This is a genomic window from Microbulbifer weihaiensis (assembly GCF_048323715.1).
Lineage (GTDB): Bacteria > Pseudomonadota > Gammaproteobacteria > Pseudomonadales > Cellvibrionaceae > Microbulbifer.
Genome location: NZ_JBLWFL010000001.1, coordinates 479,759 through 496,525, shown reverse-complemented (window position 1 = coordinate 496,525; position 16,767 = coordinate 479,759). Strand labels below are relative to the sequence as shown.

The 16,767-nt window shown below is 58.2% G+C and carries 17 protein-coding genes; 8 read left to right on the top strand and 9 right to left on the bottom strand.

Going from position 1 to position 16,767, the window contains the following annotated elements:
• Nucleotides 1-333, bottom strand: coding sequence for a helix-turn-helix domain-containing protein (locus ACNKU7_RS02120; protein WP_418295306.1), 333 nt, complete (start codon nt 331-333; stop codon nt 1-3).
• A 164-nt stretch (nt 334-497) separates the two neighbouring features.
• Between ACNKU7_RS02120 and ACNKU7_RS02115 the strand changes: the two genes are divergently transcribed.
• Nucleotides 498-1,583, top strand: a complete 1,086-nt coding sequence (locus ACNKU7_RS02115; protein ID WP_418295305.1) for an AraC family transcriptional regulator — start codon at nt 498-500, stop codon at nt 1,581-1,583.
• Between the two features lie 65 nt (nt 1,584-1,648).
• On the opposite strand, the gene ACNKU7_RS02110 is transcribed toward ACNKU7_RS02115, so the two are convergent.
• The gene (locus ACNKU7_RS02110) at nt 1,649-2,905 is read right to left on the bottom strand and encodes an OmpA family protein (RefSeq protein ID WP_418295304.1); all 1,257 of its coding nucleotides are present in this window, start codon (nt 2,903-2,905) and stop codon (nt 1,649-1,651) included.
• A 214-nt stretch (nt 2,906-3,119) separates the two neighbouring features.
• Here ACNKU7_RS02110 and ACNKU7_RS02105 point away from each other — a divergent pair, with 214 nt between their 5' ends.
• From ACNKU7_RS02105 to ACNKU7_RS02095, 3 genes are read left to right on the top strand one after another with little or no spacing between them, the layout of a single operon-like run.
• A complete protein-coding gene (locus tag ACNKU7_RS02105; protein WP_418295303.1) occupies nt 3,120-4,265 on the top strand; it encodes an acyl-CoA dehydrogenase family protein in 1,146 nt (381 codons plus the stop codon).
• Nucleotides 4,266-4,296: 31 nt separating this feature from the next.
• A complete protein-coding gene (locus ACNKU7_RS02100; protein WP_418295302.1) occupies nt 4,297-4,449 on the top strand; it encodes a DUF2256 domain-containing protein in 153 nt (50 codons plus the stop codon).
• Entirely contained in the window at nt 4,446-5,759 is a 1,314-nt protein-coding gene (locus tag ACNKU7_RS02095; RefSeq protein ID WP_418295301.1) for a DASH family cryptochrome, read from the top strand. The genes ACNKU7_RS02100 and ACNKU7_RS02095 overlap by 4 nt, the downstream gene beginning before the upstream one ends.
• A gap of 52 nt (nt 5,760-5,811) precedes the next feature.
• Here the strand turns inward: ACNKU7_RS02095 and mnhG are convergent, their stop codons facing one another.
• From mnhG to mbhE, 7 genes are read right to left on the bottom strand one after another with little or no spacing between them, the layout of a single operon-like run.
• A complete protein-coding gene (mnhG, locus tag ACNKU7_RS02090) occupies nt 5,812-6,174 on the bottom strand; it encodes a monovalent cation/H(+) antiporter subunit G (protein ID WP_418295300.1) in 363 nt (120 codons plus the stop codon).
• The gene (locus tag ACNKU7_RS02085; RefSeq protein WP_418295299.1) at nt 6,146-6,487 is read right to left on the bottom strand and encodes an MrpF/PhaF family protein; all 342 of its coding nucleotides are present in this window, start codon (nt 6,485-6,487) and stop codon (nt 6,146-6,148) included. The genes mnhG and ACNKU7_RS02085 overlap by 29 nt, the downstream gene beginning before the upstream one ends.
• Nucleotides 6,487-6,960: a Na+/H+ antiporter subunit E gene (locus ACNKU7_RS02080; protein ID WP_418295298.1), complete on the bottom strand. Its 474-nt coding sequence runs from the start codon at nt 6,958-6,960 to the stop codon at nt 6,487-6,489. Before ACNKU7_RS02080 ends, ACNKU7_RS02085 begins: the two co-directional genes overlap by 1 nt.
• Before the next feature lie 21 nt (nt 6,961-6,981).
• Nucleotides 6,982-8,502, bottom strand: coding sequence for a Na+/H+ antiporter subunit D (locus tag ACNKU7_RS02075; protein WP_418295297.1), 1,521 nt, complete (start codon nt 8,500-8,502; stop codon nt 6,982-6,984).
• Nucleotides 8,489-8,857: a Na+/H+ antiporter subunit C gene (locus tag ACNKU7_RS02070; RefSeq protein WP_418295296.1), complete on the bottom strand. Its 369-nt coding sequence runs from the start codon at nt 8,855-8,857 to the stop codon at nt 8,489-8,491. Before ACNKU7_RS02070 ends, ACNKU7_RS02075 begins: the two co-directional genes overlap by 14 nt.
• A gap of 1 nt (nt 8,858) precedes the next feature.
• Nucleotides 8,859-9,275, bottom strand: a complete 417-nt coding sequence (locus ACNKU7_RS02065) for a Na+/H+ antiporter subunit B (protein ID WP_418295295.1) — start codon at nt 9,273-9,275, stop codon at nt 8,859-8,861.
• Nucleotides 9,272-11,575 carry a hydrogen gas-evolving membrane-bound hydrogenase subunit E gene (mbhE, locus tag ACNKU7_RS02060; RefSeq protein ID WP_418295294.1) on the bottom strand — a complete coding sequence of 768 codons (2,304 nt, stop codon included), beginning with the start codon at nt 11,573-11,575 and terminating at the stop codon, nt 9,272-9,274. Before mbhE ends, ACNKU7_RS02065 begins: the two co-directional genes overlap by 4 nt.
• A gap of 492 nt (nt 11,576-12,067) precedes the next feature.
• Here mbhE and ACNKU7_RS02055 point away from each other — a divergent pair, with 492 nt between their 5' ends.
• The 4 genes from ACNKU7_RS02055 (at nt 12,068) to ACNKU7_RS02040 (ending at nt 16,759) form a co-directional block, all read left to right on the top strand.
• Nucleotides 12,068-12,325, top strand: coding sequence for a hypothetical protein (locus ACNKU7_RS02055; protein WP_418295293.1), 258 nt, complete (start codon nt 12,068-12,070; stop codon nt 12,323-12,325).
• Nucleotides 12,326-13,447 (top strand): hypothetical protein, encoded by a 1,122-nt coding sequence (locus ACNKU7_RS02050; RefSeq protein ID WP_418295292.1) that lies wholly within the window; start codon nt 12,326-12,328, stop codon nt 13,445-13,447.
• A 5-nt stretch (nt 13,448-13,452) separates the two neighbouring features.
• Nucleotides 13,453-15,135, top strand: coding sequence for a hypothetical protein (locus ACNKU7_RS02045; protein WP_418295291.1), 1,683 nt, complete (start codon nt 13,453-13,455; stop codon nt 15,133-15,135).
• A gap of 91 nt (nt 15,136-15,226) precedes the next feature.
• On the top strand, nt 15,227-16,759 hold the full coding sequence (locus ACNKU7_RS02040) for a cryptochrome/photolyase family protein (RefSeq protein WP_418295290.1): 1,533 nt from the start codon (nt 15,227-15,229) through the stop codon (nt 16,757-16,759).
• Nucleotides 16,760-16,767: the final 8 nt, after the last annotated feature.

Genomic DNA, 16,767 nt, shown 5'->3' with positions numbered 1-16,767 from the left:
TCAGCTCTCCTGCGGCGCCGGCACCTTCTCCGGCGCCAGTTCCAACGCCTGGCAAATCGCCGTCAGGTGCCGGTATACCCATTCCCGGTCAATCGATCCCCAGTCCTCCAGCGAGTAATAACCATCGTTATTGCGCACCCCCTGCTGCACGAACGCCACCCGGGTGCCGTGCCCCGGCAATCCCTTGGCGATGATGTCCTGCACGGTGCGGCGGGGCCAGCCGGTGACCTCCTCCAGAGCAGGGTTATTGGGTTTCGGCAACTGCTCAATCAGGTAGGTAATCAACAGCCGCCTGCAAATGGTGGGGTTCAATACACTGGGTAACTGACTCAAGATTTACTCCCTTGGACATAAACTTTCCCGCATTTGTAGCACGGAACGGTCACATCACACCAAGCTGCGGGCGATCTGCCACCGTCGGGACGGGACTTTTTATGCACCTTTTTGCATAATCCGCCACGCCGATGAGAGCCAAAAAATTAGCCGGAAGCGTGACCATGGAGACAGAAATTCAGCCAGGTGCCAGCGGGGATACCTCCGCGCACACCGGGCAGCAAGAAGAACAGCAGGCACACTACGCGCAAAAGGGGATTCTGGCCGCCACCGTGCACGCACATCTTGTGGGCGCGCGCGCCGCTGGCATCGACTGCGAACAGCTGCTGCGCGATGCCGACATTGACCCGGCGAGCAGTGCCGAAGCGGACGCACGCATTGGGCGCGAGCAGCTGGCGCGCCTGCTGCGCCAGTTGTGGGATCTGCTGGGGGACGAGTCCGGCGGGTACCTGGCACGTCCGTGGCAGCCGGGCACCTTTGCCATGATGGGACACGCCGTGCTTGGCTGCCCCAACCTGCGCCGCGCCCTGCTGCGCTCCGGGCGCTTCGTCAGTATGGTGAGCGATGACCTGCACATCAAACTGGTAGACGACGGCGAGGAGGCCCGCCTGATCTTCCATCACGGCAACGCCAAGCAGCTGCCGAACCAGAACTTCGTCGAGTCCATTGCGGTGATCTGGCTGCGTTTTTTCAGCTGGCTGATCGATCGCACCATCCTGCTGGAGCGGGTGCACCTGGCTTTTCCGCCGCCGGACTACGATGAGGAATACAACGACATGTTCCCCTGCCGGCACTACTTCCACCAGAAGGAAACCTGCCTGGTGTTCAGCACCCGCTACCTGAGCATGCCGCTGGTGCGCGACGCTCAACAGCTATCGGAGTTTCTCTCGCGTGCGCCGGAATGCCTGCTGACCCAGTACAAGTCTGACAACAGTTTTACCGGCCGCATACGCCGCATGTTGCAGAGCGACAACAGCATCGAGAACCTTTCCCTCGACGATGTGGCCGAACGCCTGTACACGTCGCCACAGACGCTGCGTCGACGCCTGAAGGATGAAGGCAATAGCTGGCAGGACATCAAGGATTCCGTGCGCCGCGATATGGCCATGTACCAGCTGAAGCAGCAGGAAACCGCCGTCGCAGAAATTGCCGAGCGGCTTGGCTTCTCCGAACCCAGTGCTTTCAATCGCGCGTTCAAGAAGTGGACCGGCCTGGCACCAGGCGCCTACCGGGAAAAATTCCGCAGTTAATGTGCACATAAAAAAACCCGCGGCATGCCGCGGGTTTTTTTGGGTTCAGACCTAGTACCTCGTCATTACTCGCTGAAGCTGGTCACCTTCACCGCAATGCGGCGGTTCTTCTGCTTGCCCTCTTCAGTGTCGTTGTCGGCAATCGGGCTGGAAGATCCCATACCGGTGGCGCTTACGCGACTCGCGTCGATGCCGGCATCCGTCAGCATCTTCATCACCGCCTGGGCACGAGATTCAGACAGCTTCTGGTTGGCCGCAGCGTCGCCATCGGTGTCAGTATGCCCTTCCAGCGCAATGGACAGCCCCGGGAATTCCTGCATGATCTTGATCAGCGTCTGTACGTCTGGCAGGGACTCCGCATTGGGCATGCTGCCATCGGTCGGGAATTCGATATTCAGGGCAAACTCGCGGTTCGGATCCCGCTGGGCGTTGGCCAGGTACTCCCGGAATGCCGTACCGAAGTCAGCAGTCGCTTCATCTGTAGCCGGCGGCATCGGGGAGGTTTCCATGGGTTCCACAGGCCCGGTATCCGGGGCCGTTTCCATGGGCTCTGTAGGTGTTTCCTCGACGATCACTTCCTCCTGCTGTTCGATCACCGCTCCGGTGCCATCATCCAGCCGGTCTTTTTTAGCGCACATATTCAGCGCCCAGAGCACACCCAGGGCGATCAACAGCGGCCACAGCCATTTGCCGATACCCCCTTTCCTGGCCGGTGGCGGCGTTGCCGCCGCGCGTACCTTCTCGCGCGGGGTGGTTTCCACCACCGTGCGCTCGGCCAGTTCATCCAGGTTTGCCACGCCCAGCTCTTTCAGCAGGCCTGGCGGAATCTTGTCGCGCACATGGGCCTTTTGCCCCAGCAGCAGCGCGGCGAGGCCACCCATATTCAGCCCCTTGCTCTTCACCAGCTTGCCCACCAGGGACATGATCACCGGCGCCGCAATACGCAGCAGGCTGCCGCTCTTGGTGCTGTCCAGCCCCAGCGCCGATGACAGCACACCAATTGCGCCATCGCGCTTGGTTCCGAGAATCCCATCGAGCAGACTGCCACCAGCCTGCTGCAGGCTGGTCATTTTCCCCGGATCCGTGAAGATGTCAGCCGGGGATGACAAGTCCAGAGAATTGCTCTCAGTGACGAGATTCATCAACGCACCCAGGCCGCTCTCGCTACCGGCCTTGTTCAACATACTGGCGATCACCGATGCCGCACTGGTCGTGAATGCAGGTTCAGCCTGGCCGTCCGGTAGCCCCAAGGCCTTGCCCAGCGCACCCAGCCCTGAAGACCCCAAATGGCGAACCGCCATTTCCAGAAGATTGTCAGCCATTGGTTTACCTCTCGATTGCGCTCTTCGGAAATACTCCTCTCAGTGTACGGCACCCAAATCCACCGATTAGGCCGTTTCCGAATAAGACTTCGGAAACAAATCAGGATTCTTAATGCCCGAGGCAAGAATCCGCGCTATTCGCTATTGCGACGCTTGGGACATGAGCTAATTTATTGGGACTGACAATCCTTAAAAAAAATAATCGGCACCGCATATGATCCAAAGAACGGTCTATACCACTGAACACGAACAGTTTCGCGACAGCGTCAGCAAGTTCCTCGAAACCGAGGCCGCTCCCTATCACCACCAGTGGGAAAAAGACGGGCAGGTCGACCGCGAGCTGTGGCGCAAAGCTGGCGCCATGGGCTTTCTGTGCCCGCAAGTTCCCGAGGCGTACGGTGGCCTCGAGCTCGACTTCGGCTACAACGCCATCGTTGATGAAGAGATTTCCCGACTGGGTCTGACCGGAATCGGCTGGGGACTGCACTCGGATATCGCCGTGCCTTACATCGTCAATTACGGCACCGAAGAACAGAAGCAGAAGTACCTGCCCGGCTGTATCAGTGGCGATATAGTCACCGCAATTGCCATGACGGAACCCGGCGCCGGCTCGGACCTGCAGGGAGTTCGCACCAGCGCGATTAAAAATGGGGATCATTACGTCCTCAACGGTTCCAAAACCTTCATTACCAACGGCCAGCACGCAGACCTGGTAGTAGTGGTTGCCAAAACCAACCCCGGCGAAGGGGCCGCCGGCGTCAGCCTGCTGCTGGTGGAAGCCGACTCTCCCGGATTCAAGAAAGGCACCAACCTGGAAAAAGTGGGCATGAAAGCCCAGGACACCTCGGAACTGTTCTTCGACGATGTGAAAGTGCCGGTGGAAAACCTGCTGGGGGGTGAAGGCCAGGGATTTATCTATCTGATGCAGGAATTGCCGCAGGAGCGTCTCAGCGTTGCCGTCAATGCCATCGCCAACTGCGAGGCCGCCATTGGCTGGACCATCGATTACGTGAAAGAACGCAAAGCGTTCGGCAAGCCAATCGCCGCCTTCCAGAACACCCAGTTCAAACTCGCCGAACTCGACAGTGAACTCACCGCTCTGCGGGTGTTCATCGACCGCTGCCTGGAACTGCATTACGACAGCAAACTGGACGTATCCACTGCCGCCAAGGCCAAGCTGCTGGCTACCGATTTCCAGTGCAAGCTGCTCGATGAATGTATGCAATTGCACGGCGGCTTTGGCTATATGTGGGAATACCCCATCGCCCGCGCCTGGGCCGACGCGCGCGTCCAGCGTATTTACGCGGGCACCAATGAGATCATGAAACTGATCATCTCCAGGGAAATTCTGCGGGACTGAAGCCGTTGCGAAAGTACACCGGGTTCAGACCGTGAAGCGCAAGTCGGATCTGCCAGCGAAAATCTGCCCAGTGTGCCAGCGCCCCTTCCTCTGGCGACGCAAATGGAAACACAGCTGGGACAGTGTCCGCTACTGCAGTGAACGCTGTCGTCGTCAGCGCAAGCAGCAGCAACGCCCGCCATGAACCTGGTCTGGTTTCACAACAACCTCCGCTGCGCGGACAATGCCGCACTCACCGCCGCATGTGCAGGTAAAGGGCGGGTCATCGCGCTCTACTGTTTCGATCCCAAGTTTTTCCAGCGCGACGCCAACGGCTTTCTGCGCACCGAAAAATTTCGCGCACAGTTTCTCCTGCAGAGCCTGCAGGATCTTCGCCGCCAGCTTCGAGCACTCAATATACCGCTAATCATACGCCGCGGTTTCCCTGCCGATGAAATCACCGCGCTGGCGACAGATTGCGGAATTCGAGATATTTACCTGCAGCAGGAATGGACGCGGGACGAGCGCATTGAGATTGGTCACCTGCGCACGCACCGGCAAAACCAAACGCTCAAGCTGCACGCATATTACGACCAGTTTCTCGTGCATCCGGATGATCTCCCATACGGGGATGTTTCCGAGATACCTGAAGTTTTTACCGCGTTCCGCAAGGTGGTGGAAGCCAACTGGAATGTACGTGCAGCGCTTGCGATACCACCGGCGTGCCCAGCCGAAAATCGTCGCGCTCCGGTGCCAGAGGGCGAGCTCCCAACCCTCGTGGATCTTGGGCTGGATGGTTTTTCTATCGACCCTCGTAGCGCCTTTCCATTTGCAGGCGGCAGTACAGCGGGGGCGCAACGGTTGACACACTACTTCTGGCAGAGTGAAAACATCACTCGTTACAAGCAGACGCGCAATGGCCTTATCGGCACCGAATACAGCAGTAAGCTGTCTCCGTGGCTGGCCAACGGCAGCCTGTCCCCCCGCCAGGTCTACTGGGCGTTGCGTGCGTTTGAGCGTGACGTCATTGCCAATGAAGACACTTACTGGCTGGTGTTCGAGCTGCTGTGGCGGGATTTTTTTAAATACATATCCCGCAAGCATTGCGACCGAATATTCAGCCTCAATGGTATCCGCGGGCAGGAGTACGACTGGCACCACGACACGCAAACGCTGCAGAACTGGATCCGTGGGGAAACACAGTACGACTTTATAAATGCCAATATGCGTGAGCTGGCACTGACCGGCTGGATGAGCAACCGCGGCCGGCAGAACGTGGCCAGTTTCTGGGCCCGGGAAATGAAACAGGACTGGCGCATTGGTGCCGCCTGGTTTGAAAGCCTGCTGATCGACTACGACGTCCACAGCAATTATGGCAACTGGATGTACAACAGCGGCGTGGGCAATGCCCCCCGTGATCGACGCTTCAATATTCAACGGCAGGCCGAGCAGTACGATCCCGGCGGCAGCTACCGCCAGCTGTGGTGCAATCCACAAACTCCCATGCAAACTTGAGCAGCCATATGTCCCGCCGTCTGCAGACCAAATTGGGGTCTGGTACGGCTACTCACAACTCCTGATCCGACGCATCCAGTTTCACATCCTGATCAGTACCCGGCCTGCCCCACATAGGCGAGCCGGTACGGAATGCGGCTCGCGCAATCATATGAGCACCCACCGGCACCGTCAGGAAGAGAAACAAGATTGCAGCCACAGCCCGCGCAGTTATGCGCGCATCCTGGAAAAGAAGTGCCACCCCGCATAAAAGCAATCCGCAACACAGGGTCGCGGCCTTTCCTGAAGTACTCATGCGCATATAGATATCCGGCATTCGCACCAGTCCCACGGCCGCGGCAAGGCCGAAAAAGCTTCCCGCAAGAATGAGCAATGCCAGCAGCACTTCAGCGATCACCACGGTGACCTCCCGCATCGGCTCCCGGAGGGGAAACCGCTTCGCTGCGCTCCACAAAGCGTGCGAAGGCCACTGTTACCAGAAAGGCCACCAGAGCCAGTGCGATCGCCGCGTCCAGATAAATCGCCCGGCCGGACGCGATCGCCAACAGCGCACAGTAAGCCACTGCGAGGATATTCAGCACATCCAGCGCCACCACCCGGTCAGCCAGCGATGGGCCGCGAACGAGGCGGTAAAAACTCAAGGCTAACGCCAGCAACAAGAACCAGGATGCGACGTTCACCGCGAGAGTCAACAATGGTGAACGCCCTTCCATGATCATCTGTAACATCAGCCGAGAGCCTCCCGAATCCTTTTTTCCAGACCATCACGAAGCTCGCTGCGAAATTTTTCCGCATCGGTCACAAACATCGTGTGTACATACAGGGCATCGCCCGCTGGCGAAACGTCAAGCACCAGAGTACCGGGCGTCAGCGAAACCAGCTGAGAAAACAGCAGCAGCTGGTTGCGGTCGCGCAGCTCGGTGGGCACGCGAATTACCTGTGGACGACTGCGCCGTATCGGGGACAGAACTTCACGCGTAGTACGCAGGCCGGACACCAGCAGTTCGCGCAGAAAAAAAAGTGACAGCCCCAGGATATGTGGCAACCTGCGGAAGTATTCCCGGCGTCCCGAGTGCACCGGCGACAGCGCAATGGCACCGTAGCCAATCGCAAACCCCACCATAAAGTTCGCCAGCGAAGCATTGCCGGTCAGGGCTGACCAGCTGATCGCCAGAAGAATATTCATCAGAAAAAGCTTCACGCTGTATTCACCCCTATGCCCTCAGTTTCCGCGCCCGTTCAAAACCACATCGATGTAACCGGTCGGGTTTAACAGTTCCTCCGCCACAGCCTTGGAAAACGCGATCATCGGCTCCGGAAATAAACCCAGGCCCAGGGTAACAATCACCAGTACCACCGACGGTGCCAGCCGCTGTAGGCGCTCTGATGGATCGAACATGCGCAGTGGCTTTGGGCCATTGTGCGGATGGGGCTCCCAGAATGCCCCGGCCCAGATTTTGCTCATCGAATAGAGGGTCAGCGCGCCCGTCAGTAGCACTACCGCCACCACCCAGTAGGCCGCCTGCTCCAGACTTGCCATCACCAGCAGAAGCTTGGCCCAGAAGCCAGAAAGCGGCGGGAAGCCTGCAAGGCTGAACGCAGCGATAAAAAATAGCGCGGCCAGCAACGGGCTTGCACGGTAAAGACCTCCGATTTTTGCCAGTTCGAAACTACCCACCATGCGCCGGGCAGTACCGCTAATCAGCAACAAGTTGGTCTTGGCCACAATATTGTGGACCATGTAAAAGATGGAGCCAGCCAACGCCAGCGGGCTGAACAGCGCCAGCCCGAGTACCAGAAACCCGATCTGGCTGATGATGTGAAAAGCAAGAATTCTACGGAATTCGTATTGCGCTGCCGCACCCAGAACACCGGTGACCATGGTCAGCAGTGCCATTGCCAACAGCAGCTCGTGTGCCAGAGCCAGGTCTGCCGGGAAAATCAGCGTGAAAGTCCGTATTAGTGCGTAGACCCCCACCTTGGTCAGCAGCCCGGCAAAAACTGCCGTGACCGCCACCGGCGGTACGTGATAAGACGCAGGTAACCAGAAAAACAGAGGAAACAATGCGGCCTTGATGCCAAATGCACCGATAAACAACACTGCCAGCGTATTGATTGCAGCCGGCTGCTGTACCTCCGCCATCGCCAGATGCAGGGCTGCCATATTCAGAGTGCCGGTGAGACCGTATATCAACCCAATAGCGATCAGCATCAGCAAGGTCGATACGAGATTAAGCGCCACATACTTAATGCCACCATCCAGCTGCAGCCGGTCGCCGCCCAGCACCAGCAGCGCGAACGAAGCGATGAGCATCACCTCGAACCAGACGTAGAGGTTGAACAGGTCGCCGGTGACAAAACTGCCACAGACACCAGCCAACAGCAGTTGGAAAAATCCCTGGTAGCCCAACCGCTCACGACGCCGGTCGATATCCGCCAGCCCAAACACCGCCACCGACACCCCCACCAGCCCGGCGACCAGTAGCATGATGGCGCTGAGCCGATCAGCCACCAGCGTAATACCAAAAGGGGCAGGCCAGTTACCCATCTGCGCCGCGAGCGGCCCGTGCCGGATGACCAAAATGAAAATGCCCGCGGTCACCAGCAGCAACGCAACACACCCGAACAGTCCGATGGTGCGTGCCAGCCACACTTTGTTGCGGACCATCAGCGCCAGAAGCCCGGCGACAATGGGGATCAAAAATGGCAGCGCCAGCAGCCAGCCCAAGTCAGTGCTCCCCATCGGCCATGGGGGGCTCCGCCAGACGCATGGTGCTGGCATCGAGGGTACCCAGATCGCGATAGCAGCGCACAATCAGCGCCAGCGTGAATGCCAGCAAGCCAAAGCCAATAACGATCGCTGTCAGAATCATCGCTTGCGGCAGAGCGTTCGCCACCGGCTCCGCCGGTGCTTTCAGTCCTTCCGGCACCAACGGCGGCACCGCACGCGTTAGCCGACCAACGGCAAAGATCGCCAGATTCGCAGCATTGCTCAGCAACACCAGGCCAAACATGTAACGCAGCAGGTTAGCCGTCAGCATCAGGTAAACACCTGTAGCGGCCATGATGCCGACGAGTACAGCCAGGGCCGTTTCCACGTCAGTCTTCCTCCAGGGTAAAGAACAGGGTCAGCACCGAGCCCAGTACCGTCAGGTAAACCCCGATATCGAACAGCAAAACCGTACTGAGGGGTACGCCCTTGTCACCTGCATCACCGCCAACAAACAGCCACAGACCGGTGAAGGGCGGCTGCCCCCACAACCCACCAGGTACTGCAGACAGCGCCGCCAGCAGTGCGCCGCTGGCGGCCAGTCGCGTCGGCGAGACACGCAGCGCCACGCGCGCAGTGCGGACATCCCAGGCCAATGCATAGAGAATGAACGCTGCCGCCGCAATCAGGCCGGCGATAAATCCGCCGCCCGGCAGATTGTGGCCGCGCAGCAGCATGTAGACCGAAAACAACAGCAGCAGGGCTACCAACAGGCGTGTTGCCCCCTGCAGCACAATGGAATTCACAACCTGCGCCCCGGGTTTTTCAGCTGTTGCGATCCCCTGCGCCTCAGTGAGCCCCCGAGCAGGGCGGCAGCCCCCACAGCGGCGATCAGAACCACTACCACCTCGGCGAATGTATCCAGGGCACGGAAGTCCACCAGGATGACGTTGACGATATTGCGCCCGAATGCCTCCGGCACCGCAGCCTGCTCAAAGTAGTCTTTAGTACCGCTGTCGAATGGCTGTTGCAGCACCACCAGCATCGTCAGGGTAACGGCGATCCCCACCGATGCGGCCAGCGCAGCATCGGCGATGCGCCACCGGGGAATATGGATCTCGCTGGCCAACGGCAGGCGGTGCAAAACCAGGGCCACCAGCACCAGGAAGAGGGTCTCCACCAGTAATTGTGTGATCGCCACATCCGGCGCGCCGAAGAACAGGTAAATCAGCGCGATGCCCACTCCCATGGCGCCCAGGCTGCAAATCGCCGTCAGCGGCTCACGACAGCCGGCCGCCACCAGCGTACCTGCCAGCACCAGAGCCAACGCCGCCCATCCCTTGACGGTCAGGCTGGGCCAGTTCAGCTCACCCGACAGACCGCCACTATCTGCCAGTACCCATAACAGACAGACAGCTACGGCCCCGAAGGTCACCGCCAGATAACCCTTCAGAAAACCGTGCTGCAGAAAACGCGTCTGCACATACGCACCCCGCCGCAACGCGGCCAGCGCGCGATCCCAGAAACGGTCTGCACTAAAGGGAAGACAGCGCGCCGCCAGACTCAGCAGCGCCCGGGTGCGGTGCTGCCACACAAAGGCGGCAACCCCCAATGCCAGCGTCAGTACACTCAAAAGCAGAGGCAGATTTATCCCGTGCCAGAGCTTCAGCTTTACCACTTCCGGCCTGCCAAGGATCGCAGTCACCGCGGGCTGCACCAGACTGTCCGCGACCAGCCCCGGTGCCAGGCCGAAGGTCAACCCCAGGGCGGCGAGCAGCAGTGGCCCGACCCACAAAGCCGCCGGTGCCTCGCGGACCTCGGCCAGCGCTGCAGGCCGACGGCCGCAGAAGGGCTTCAGTACCACCGTGGCAGCCACAGCCACCATAAGCGCATTGGCAAACACTGCCGCCCCGGCCACCAGCACCGGCTCCGTGGCAATTGCCAGGGCGCCCTCGTACTTCAGTTCCTTACCGATAAAACCGAGAAAGGGCGGGAAGCCCGCCATCGAGAGACCCGCCGCCAACGCGGCAATAAACGTCACCGGCAGCCGCCCGGCCAGACCGCCCAATGCATGGAGATCCCGGGTACCAGTCTGGTGATCGACAATGCCCACCACCATAAACAGCGCCGCTTTATAAAAAGAATGCACCAGGATAAATGTGACCGCGGCCGCCACCGCCACGGTGTCGTCAGAACCCAGAAACATGGTCAAGGTGCCCAGCGCCACCAATGTCGTGTACGCGAGGGCCAGTTTGAGGTCGGTCTGGCGCAATGCCATCACCGCGCCCATGACCGCCGTAGCAGCCCCTACCAGCGTCAGAGTCCAGATCCACAGGTCAGTGGAAGCCAGCACCGGATGCAGCCGCGCGATCAGATAGATGCCGGCCTTGACCATGGTCGCTGAATGCAAATAGGCACTCACCGGAGTCGGGGCCGCCATAGCATTGGGCAACCAGAAATGGAGGGGAACCTGTGCAGATTTTGCAAAGGCACCAAGAATAATGAGTGTAAAAATTGCGGTGTAGAGTGGGCTTTCCCGCATCCGCTCGCCCTGCGCCAACACGACTAGCAGATCGAAACTACCCGCGGTAATGCCCAGCAGAAGCAGTCCCGCAAGCAATGCCAGGCCACCGAGAGCGGTAATCAGTAGCGCCTGTAATGCCGATCGCCGTGCGGTGGCGCTGGCATGGTCAAAACCGATCAGCAGGTAGCTGGCAAGCGTGGTAATTTCCCAGAATACAAACAGCGTGATCAAGTTGCCTGCCAGCACCAGGCCGAGCATGCCAGACATGAACAACAATAAATAAAAGTAAAAACGCGGCAACAGAGGGTGACCGCGAAGGTAACCGGCAGCATAGACAGTGACAAAAATACCGATACCACTAACCAGCAGCGCGAAAAGCAGGCTGAGGCCATCAACCAGAAAATAAAGTGCCACCCCAAGGCTCGGCACCCACTCGATGCCAAAAACCAGTGCACCCTGGGCATGTACCGGATCCAGCAGCGTCAATAGCCACAGCGTAATCGTGATCGGTACCACCAGCACCGCAAGTTGCAGCGCCGTGTGTCCTCTCCGGCCCGTGGAATACTCTTGGCTATGCGTCAAAATCCCTTTCCGGCACGAGCTGCGCGCCGCCTCAGCGAGTCTGTTCGTTATTTGCAGTCGCCAGCAATTGTAGTCCGGCGGATGCCGAGCAGAGGTGAGGAGCGTCGCCGCGCCCGCCGTCTTTAGACAGGCTGCCATCAAATGAGTACATATCCTTTCGAAAAACACCTCTCGTAGCTGAAGTCAGCCCTGGCCTGCGCGTCTCTCGTGCAAAGTGGTTACAGAATACAAAGAAAGAGCCGGCCTGGTTGCAGCAAACTACACACAGCCGACGGTATGTGATTACCAACCAACCCCTTTTCACCCACCTCCAGACCTCCCATTTTCCGTCGGAACCATGTTATAAAACACGTCACACAAAAATTGCGGAACCGCGCACCTGCCCCGCACCCGTTTTCCACGACGCGGGCGAGCGGGATCACAGCGCCTTCACGCCCTTCAATATCTTTCGCGGTGGAGTCCTGCCTCCCCATTGGTTATGGAGAACCAATTTTGAAAGAAAAGCCACTTGCTTCCGCGTGGTTTGTCATAGTGCTGCGCCAGGTACGCCGACAAAACCTGATCCGCCTGATCGCCAGTGCCCTCTGGCTGCTCGCCGCGCTATCTGCAATGCACGCAAACTTCCAGCCTTTCGAGAATGATATTGCCCTGTTTCCGCTGGTCACGCTCACCGGTGCAGTCGCTCTGCTATTACTTGGCCGATACAGTGCCGCCACTATTGAATCGCGCCTAGGTATTGGTGACGACTAAATGGAAAAGTACCAAGTAATCACGCGCGGACGCGTTGTCGAAGGGCGCTCAGTGGAGCACGTGGGGCTAAACCTGCAAAAGCAATTTGGGCTCGAGCCGTCAGTAGCGAACCGCTTGCTGTCCGGCAAGGTGGTAACGATCAAGAAAAAACTGGACTGGGCCAGTGCGCGATCCTGGCAACAGAAGCTGACCAAAGTGGGGCTGCGCACCGAGCTGAAAATCCAGTTTACCCCCGAGTGTTTTAAGGCCGGAATTACAGAAACCACCAAGCACAGCAAATCGACCAAACACGACCAGACAATCCTGATCCCGGAATCCCACAGGATAGCGCCGCCACTGGTCAGCCTGCCTCATACGCAGGAGATCAAAACCCAGCGGGGTCAATCTGCGGTAAAGCTAGACACCTATTCAGCCTACTGGAATCCACTGGTACTCCTGCTGGCCTGCACATTTGTCGGGCTGATCTTGCAGCGCTATTTACTGCATTTTCTGTCGGTCCACCTTCAGCAAAATCTCCTGGTCACTATTTCCGGCATCGCCTTCCTGTTACTGACCATTATCTGCCTGCCGCGCTGGCTGCAGCCTCGACAGCTCTATTCACTGAGCGATAGCCAGCACCAGGAACGTATCGCTGTACTTGAACAGTGCAATACCAAAATTGGCCGTATCCAGCACCGGATCTACAACGATAACGGCACCCATATCGCCAGTTTGCAGCACTCCGCAGAGAGCGCCGAACTATGCGACGCAGGGGGCATGCAGCTTTTTCAGTGGCACCGGCATATACGGGTCACCCATAGCGGACAGGAGCTGGCGAACCAGATACGTGACCAGTTGCTGGAAAACACCGCCCTCGGCACCGTCGCCACCTATTCGGAGTACCTGGGAAAACTGTTCGGTTTTATGCGCAGGAAGCGCGCGGGCAAGGCCACACACAACGGCGATCAGCAATGGCTGCTCGATTCCGCGCGCCCGGTACTCAACGCCGGTGGCAATCTCGTGGCTCTGGTATACCTGGAGCCCGAGCCCGCAATAAAGTTGCTGGATTCGGAGCGGACGACCACGGAACAACTCATGCTGCTGGCCTTTTGCTGCCAGCTGATTCGCAACCCGCTGGCCTAAGCAACATGAAGCGCTATACCTTTGAATTCAACGGAAAGCTGCACCCTTCAGCCAAGCCCGGCGAGGTTGCCACTGCCCTCGCTAACATATTCCAGGTCTCGATCGAGGATACGCTACCGCTGCTGGATGGCCGCAGCAGCTTTCGCCGTGAGGGTATCAACCAGTTTACCGCCAGGTCATACCAGCGACAGTTTGCAAAAATTGGCGCTCTAGGGGAAATCAGCGAAGTACGTGACCAGGTCGCGCAACAAACGGATGTGAGACTGGAAAATCAGCCAGCGAACGCCCAGCCTGCCGCGCTATCACAATCGGCCAATGACTCCGGCGATGCCCCGGCTTGCCCCAAATGCCAGTCCCATGAAATTACACCGGAGCAGTGCCAGTCCTGTGGCCTCTACTTTGAAAAATACCGCCAGGCAGAGTCGCTAGCCGCGCAAGTGAGTGGTGATACTGCAGAGCCACAGGATTCGCAACATTTCGCCCTGCCCGAAGTCACCAGCGCGGATGGAGAAAGTATCAGGGCTGCGAAATGGCTGTCACTTTCGGGCCTTTTTCTTACCATCGTGTTTATCGCTGATGGCTACCTGAACAAGGTACAGGCACTGCCCGGTGCCGGCATCGATTTCGGCTACTGGCCTTTCATTATCGGACACCTGCTCCTGCTCAGGGCTTGCTTCCTGTTCGCGGAAGTCAAGGGCTACTCCAGTAAAGTCGGCCTGCTCGGCCTCCTCAGCCTCGCCGGACTGGCGATCCTGCTCCTGCTCCCGGATCGCCGGCAAGGGGCCTCGGGGGTATCCTTGGTTACGCTGGCGGCATCCGTAGTATGCATCGCAGTATCAGTGAACTGGCTTGCCGGATTTGGCGCGAAACGCGAAGCCATGGAGCAAATTTCCCTTGCGGCCAAGCAGCTCAGTCTCGGCAGAAATGAATATCCCAGCAGCGAACTGGATGATGCACAGGCGATTTACGACCGCGAGCAACAGGAAATGCGGGAGTTTCTCGAGCAGTCGCTGGCCAAGCTTCGCACCCATAAACTGCGCCCCAATGAAAGCAGTGAAGTCGCCAGCGCAATATTTTCCGCACTCGCACGATACGCAGTCTGGCGCAACTACCAGACCTATCTCCATTTCGAAAAGCAGCAGCAACTACCTGAAGCGCTGGAACGCAATGCCGTCAAGCGGGATCAGCGCCTGTTTGCAGGTATCCTGCATACCCAGATAGATCAGGAAAGTCAGCCGCGGCTATTCGAGGAGAAAACCCACTGGGTATTTGGTACCAATCCGGAGCTGGTCAATCCGTTCTGGAACACATTCAACAACCATCTCTGGTCCGTTTTCGAGCAGATCCGTTCGGCGCGTGAGCAAGCCATCTGGCAACAGCGCAGAGCCGGAACCTCACCTGAGTCACTGGCGAATGACAACATCAACCTGAAGGATCTGTCCCTGCCAAAATTCCCCAAAACCTCCATCGAAGTCACCGACCGTACAATTACCTACCGCGCCCCTGTCGGGCCCCTGGCGGCCGAGCCACTGACATTGGCGCTCTATCTGGAGCCATTCAAGCGACCATTCGGGAAACCGGGCGTCCTGGTCAGATTCGTTGTCATTTCACCGGGGTTTCCGCAGAAATACCTGTACGGCGATTTCAACGCCTTGAAGAATTACTCGGAGTTCTATCTGGAAAAGTAGGCAGGAGAAAACCGTTACTGGCCGGGGAACGTAGAACACACTACTTTCAAACAGAAACACCTCATCAGTAACCAAGGGACGGAACCAGCTGTTGAAAACCCTGCGACTGATCCTCGGCGACCAGCTCAATCACAGCCACTCCTGGTTCCGTAGCGACGATGCCGACACCCTGTATTTCATCGCCGAGATGCGCCAGGAGACCGACTACGTCCGTCACCACATCCAGAAAGTCGTCGCCTTCTTCGAGGCGATGCAAGCTTTTGCGGAGTGGCTGCAAGCGCGGGGCAAGCAGGTCATCCACTACCGCCTCGACCATCCGGACAACACCCAGAAGCTCGGCACCAATATCGCCAACCTGGTCCACTCCCACGGTATCCAGAAATTTGAATATCAACAGCCCGACGAATACCGGCTCGACCAGCAGCTGCAACAGCTGGCCGACGACCTCAGTATCGAATCAGAGGCCTTCGACAGCGAACACTTCCTGACAGGCAGAGATGAGCTGGCGCGCTTTTTTGACGGCAAAAAGTCACTGCTGATGGAGAGTTTCTACCGGCATATGCGGCGCCAGCACAATGTACTGATGGATGGCGACGCGCCGACCGGCGGTGAGTGGAACTACGATAAAAGCAACCGCAAGAAGTGGAAAGGTGAACCCGCCATTCCCCACGAACGCGGCTTCCGCAAGGATGTGCGCGAGACACTGCAGCGCATCGAGCAGGCCGGGGTACAGACGTTCGGGCAGATCGATGCGCTGCATTTTTCCTGGCCCACCACCCGCGAGGACTGCCTGAAAGTGCTGCGGCACTTCTGCACACACCTGCTGGTGCACTTCGGCGACTTTCAGGATGCCATGGATCCGGACGAGACCTACCTGTTCCACAGCCGCCTCAGCTTCGCCATGAACTGCAAACTGTTACACCCCCGCGAAGTCATCGATGCAGTCATCGCACACTGGCAACAAAACAAAGACACCATTTCCATCAACGAAGTCGAGGGTTTCGTGCGGCAGATCCTCGGCTGGCGTGAATATATGCGCGGAGTCTACTGGCGCGAGATGCCGGGCTACGCCAGGTGTAATCGCCTGCAGAACCACAACTCACTGCCGGACTTTTACTGGACCGCAGACACACGCATGAACTGCCTGCACCAGGCGATCAAAAACAGTCTCGAGCACGCCTATGCGCACCACATCCAGCGCCTGATGATTACCGGCAATTTCGCCCTGCTTACCCAGGTACACCCAGACCAGGTCGATGCGTGGTATCTGGGTATTTATATTGACGCCATCGAGTGGGTCGAGATCACCAATACCCGTGGCATGAGCCAGTTTGCCGACGGTGGCCTGGTAGCTACAAAACCCTATATCAGCAGCGGCAGCTATATCAACAAGATGAGCAATTACTGCCAGGATTGCCACTATAACGTGAAGGAAAAAACCGGCGAAGATGCCTGCCCATTCAACAGCCTCTACTGGAATTTCCTCGCGGAGAAACGCGAGTACTTTAACGAAAATCCACGTATGGCGATGATGCTGAGCCTACTGGACAAAATGGATTCGGAAGAACTCGCAGACCTTAAGAAGCGGGCCCGTCAGATTATCCATGCGCCTGACACCTTTTGACCCGTTGC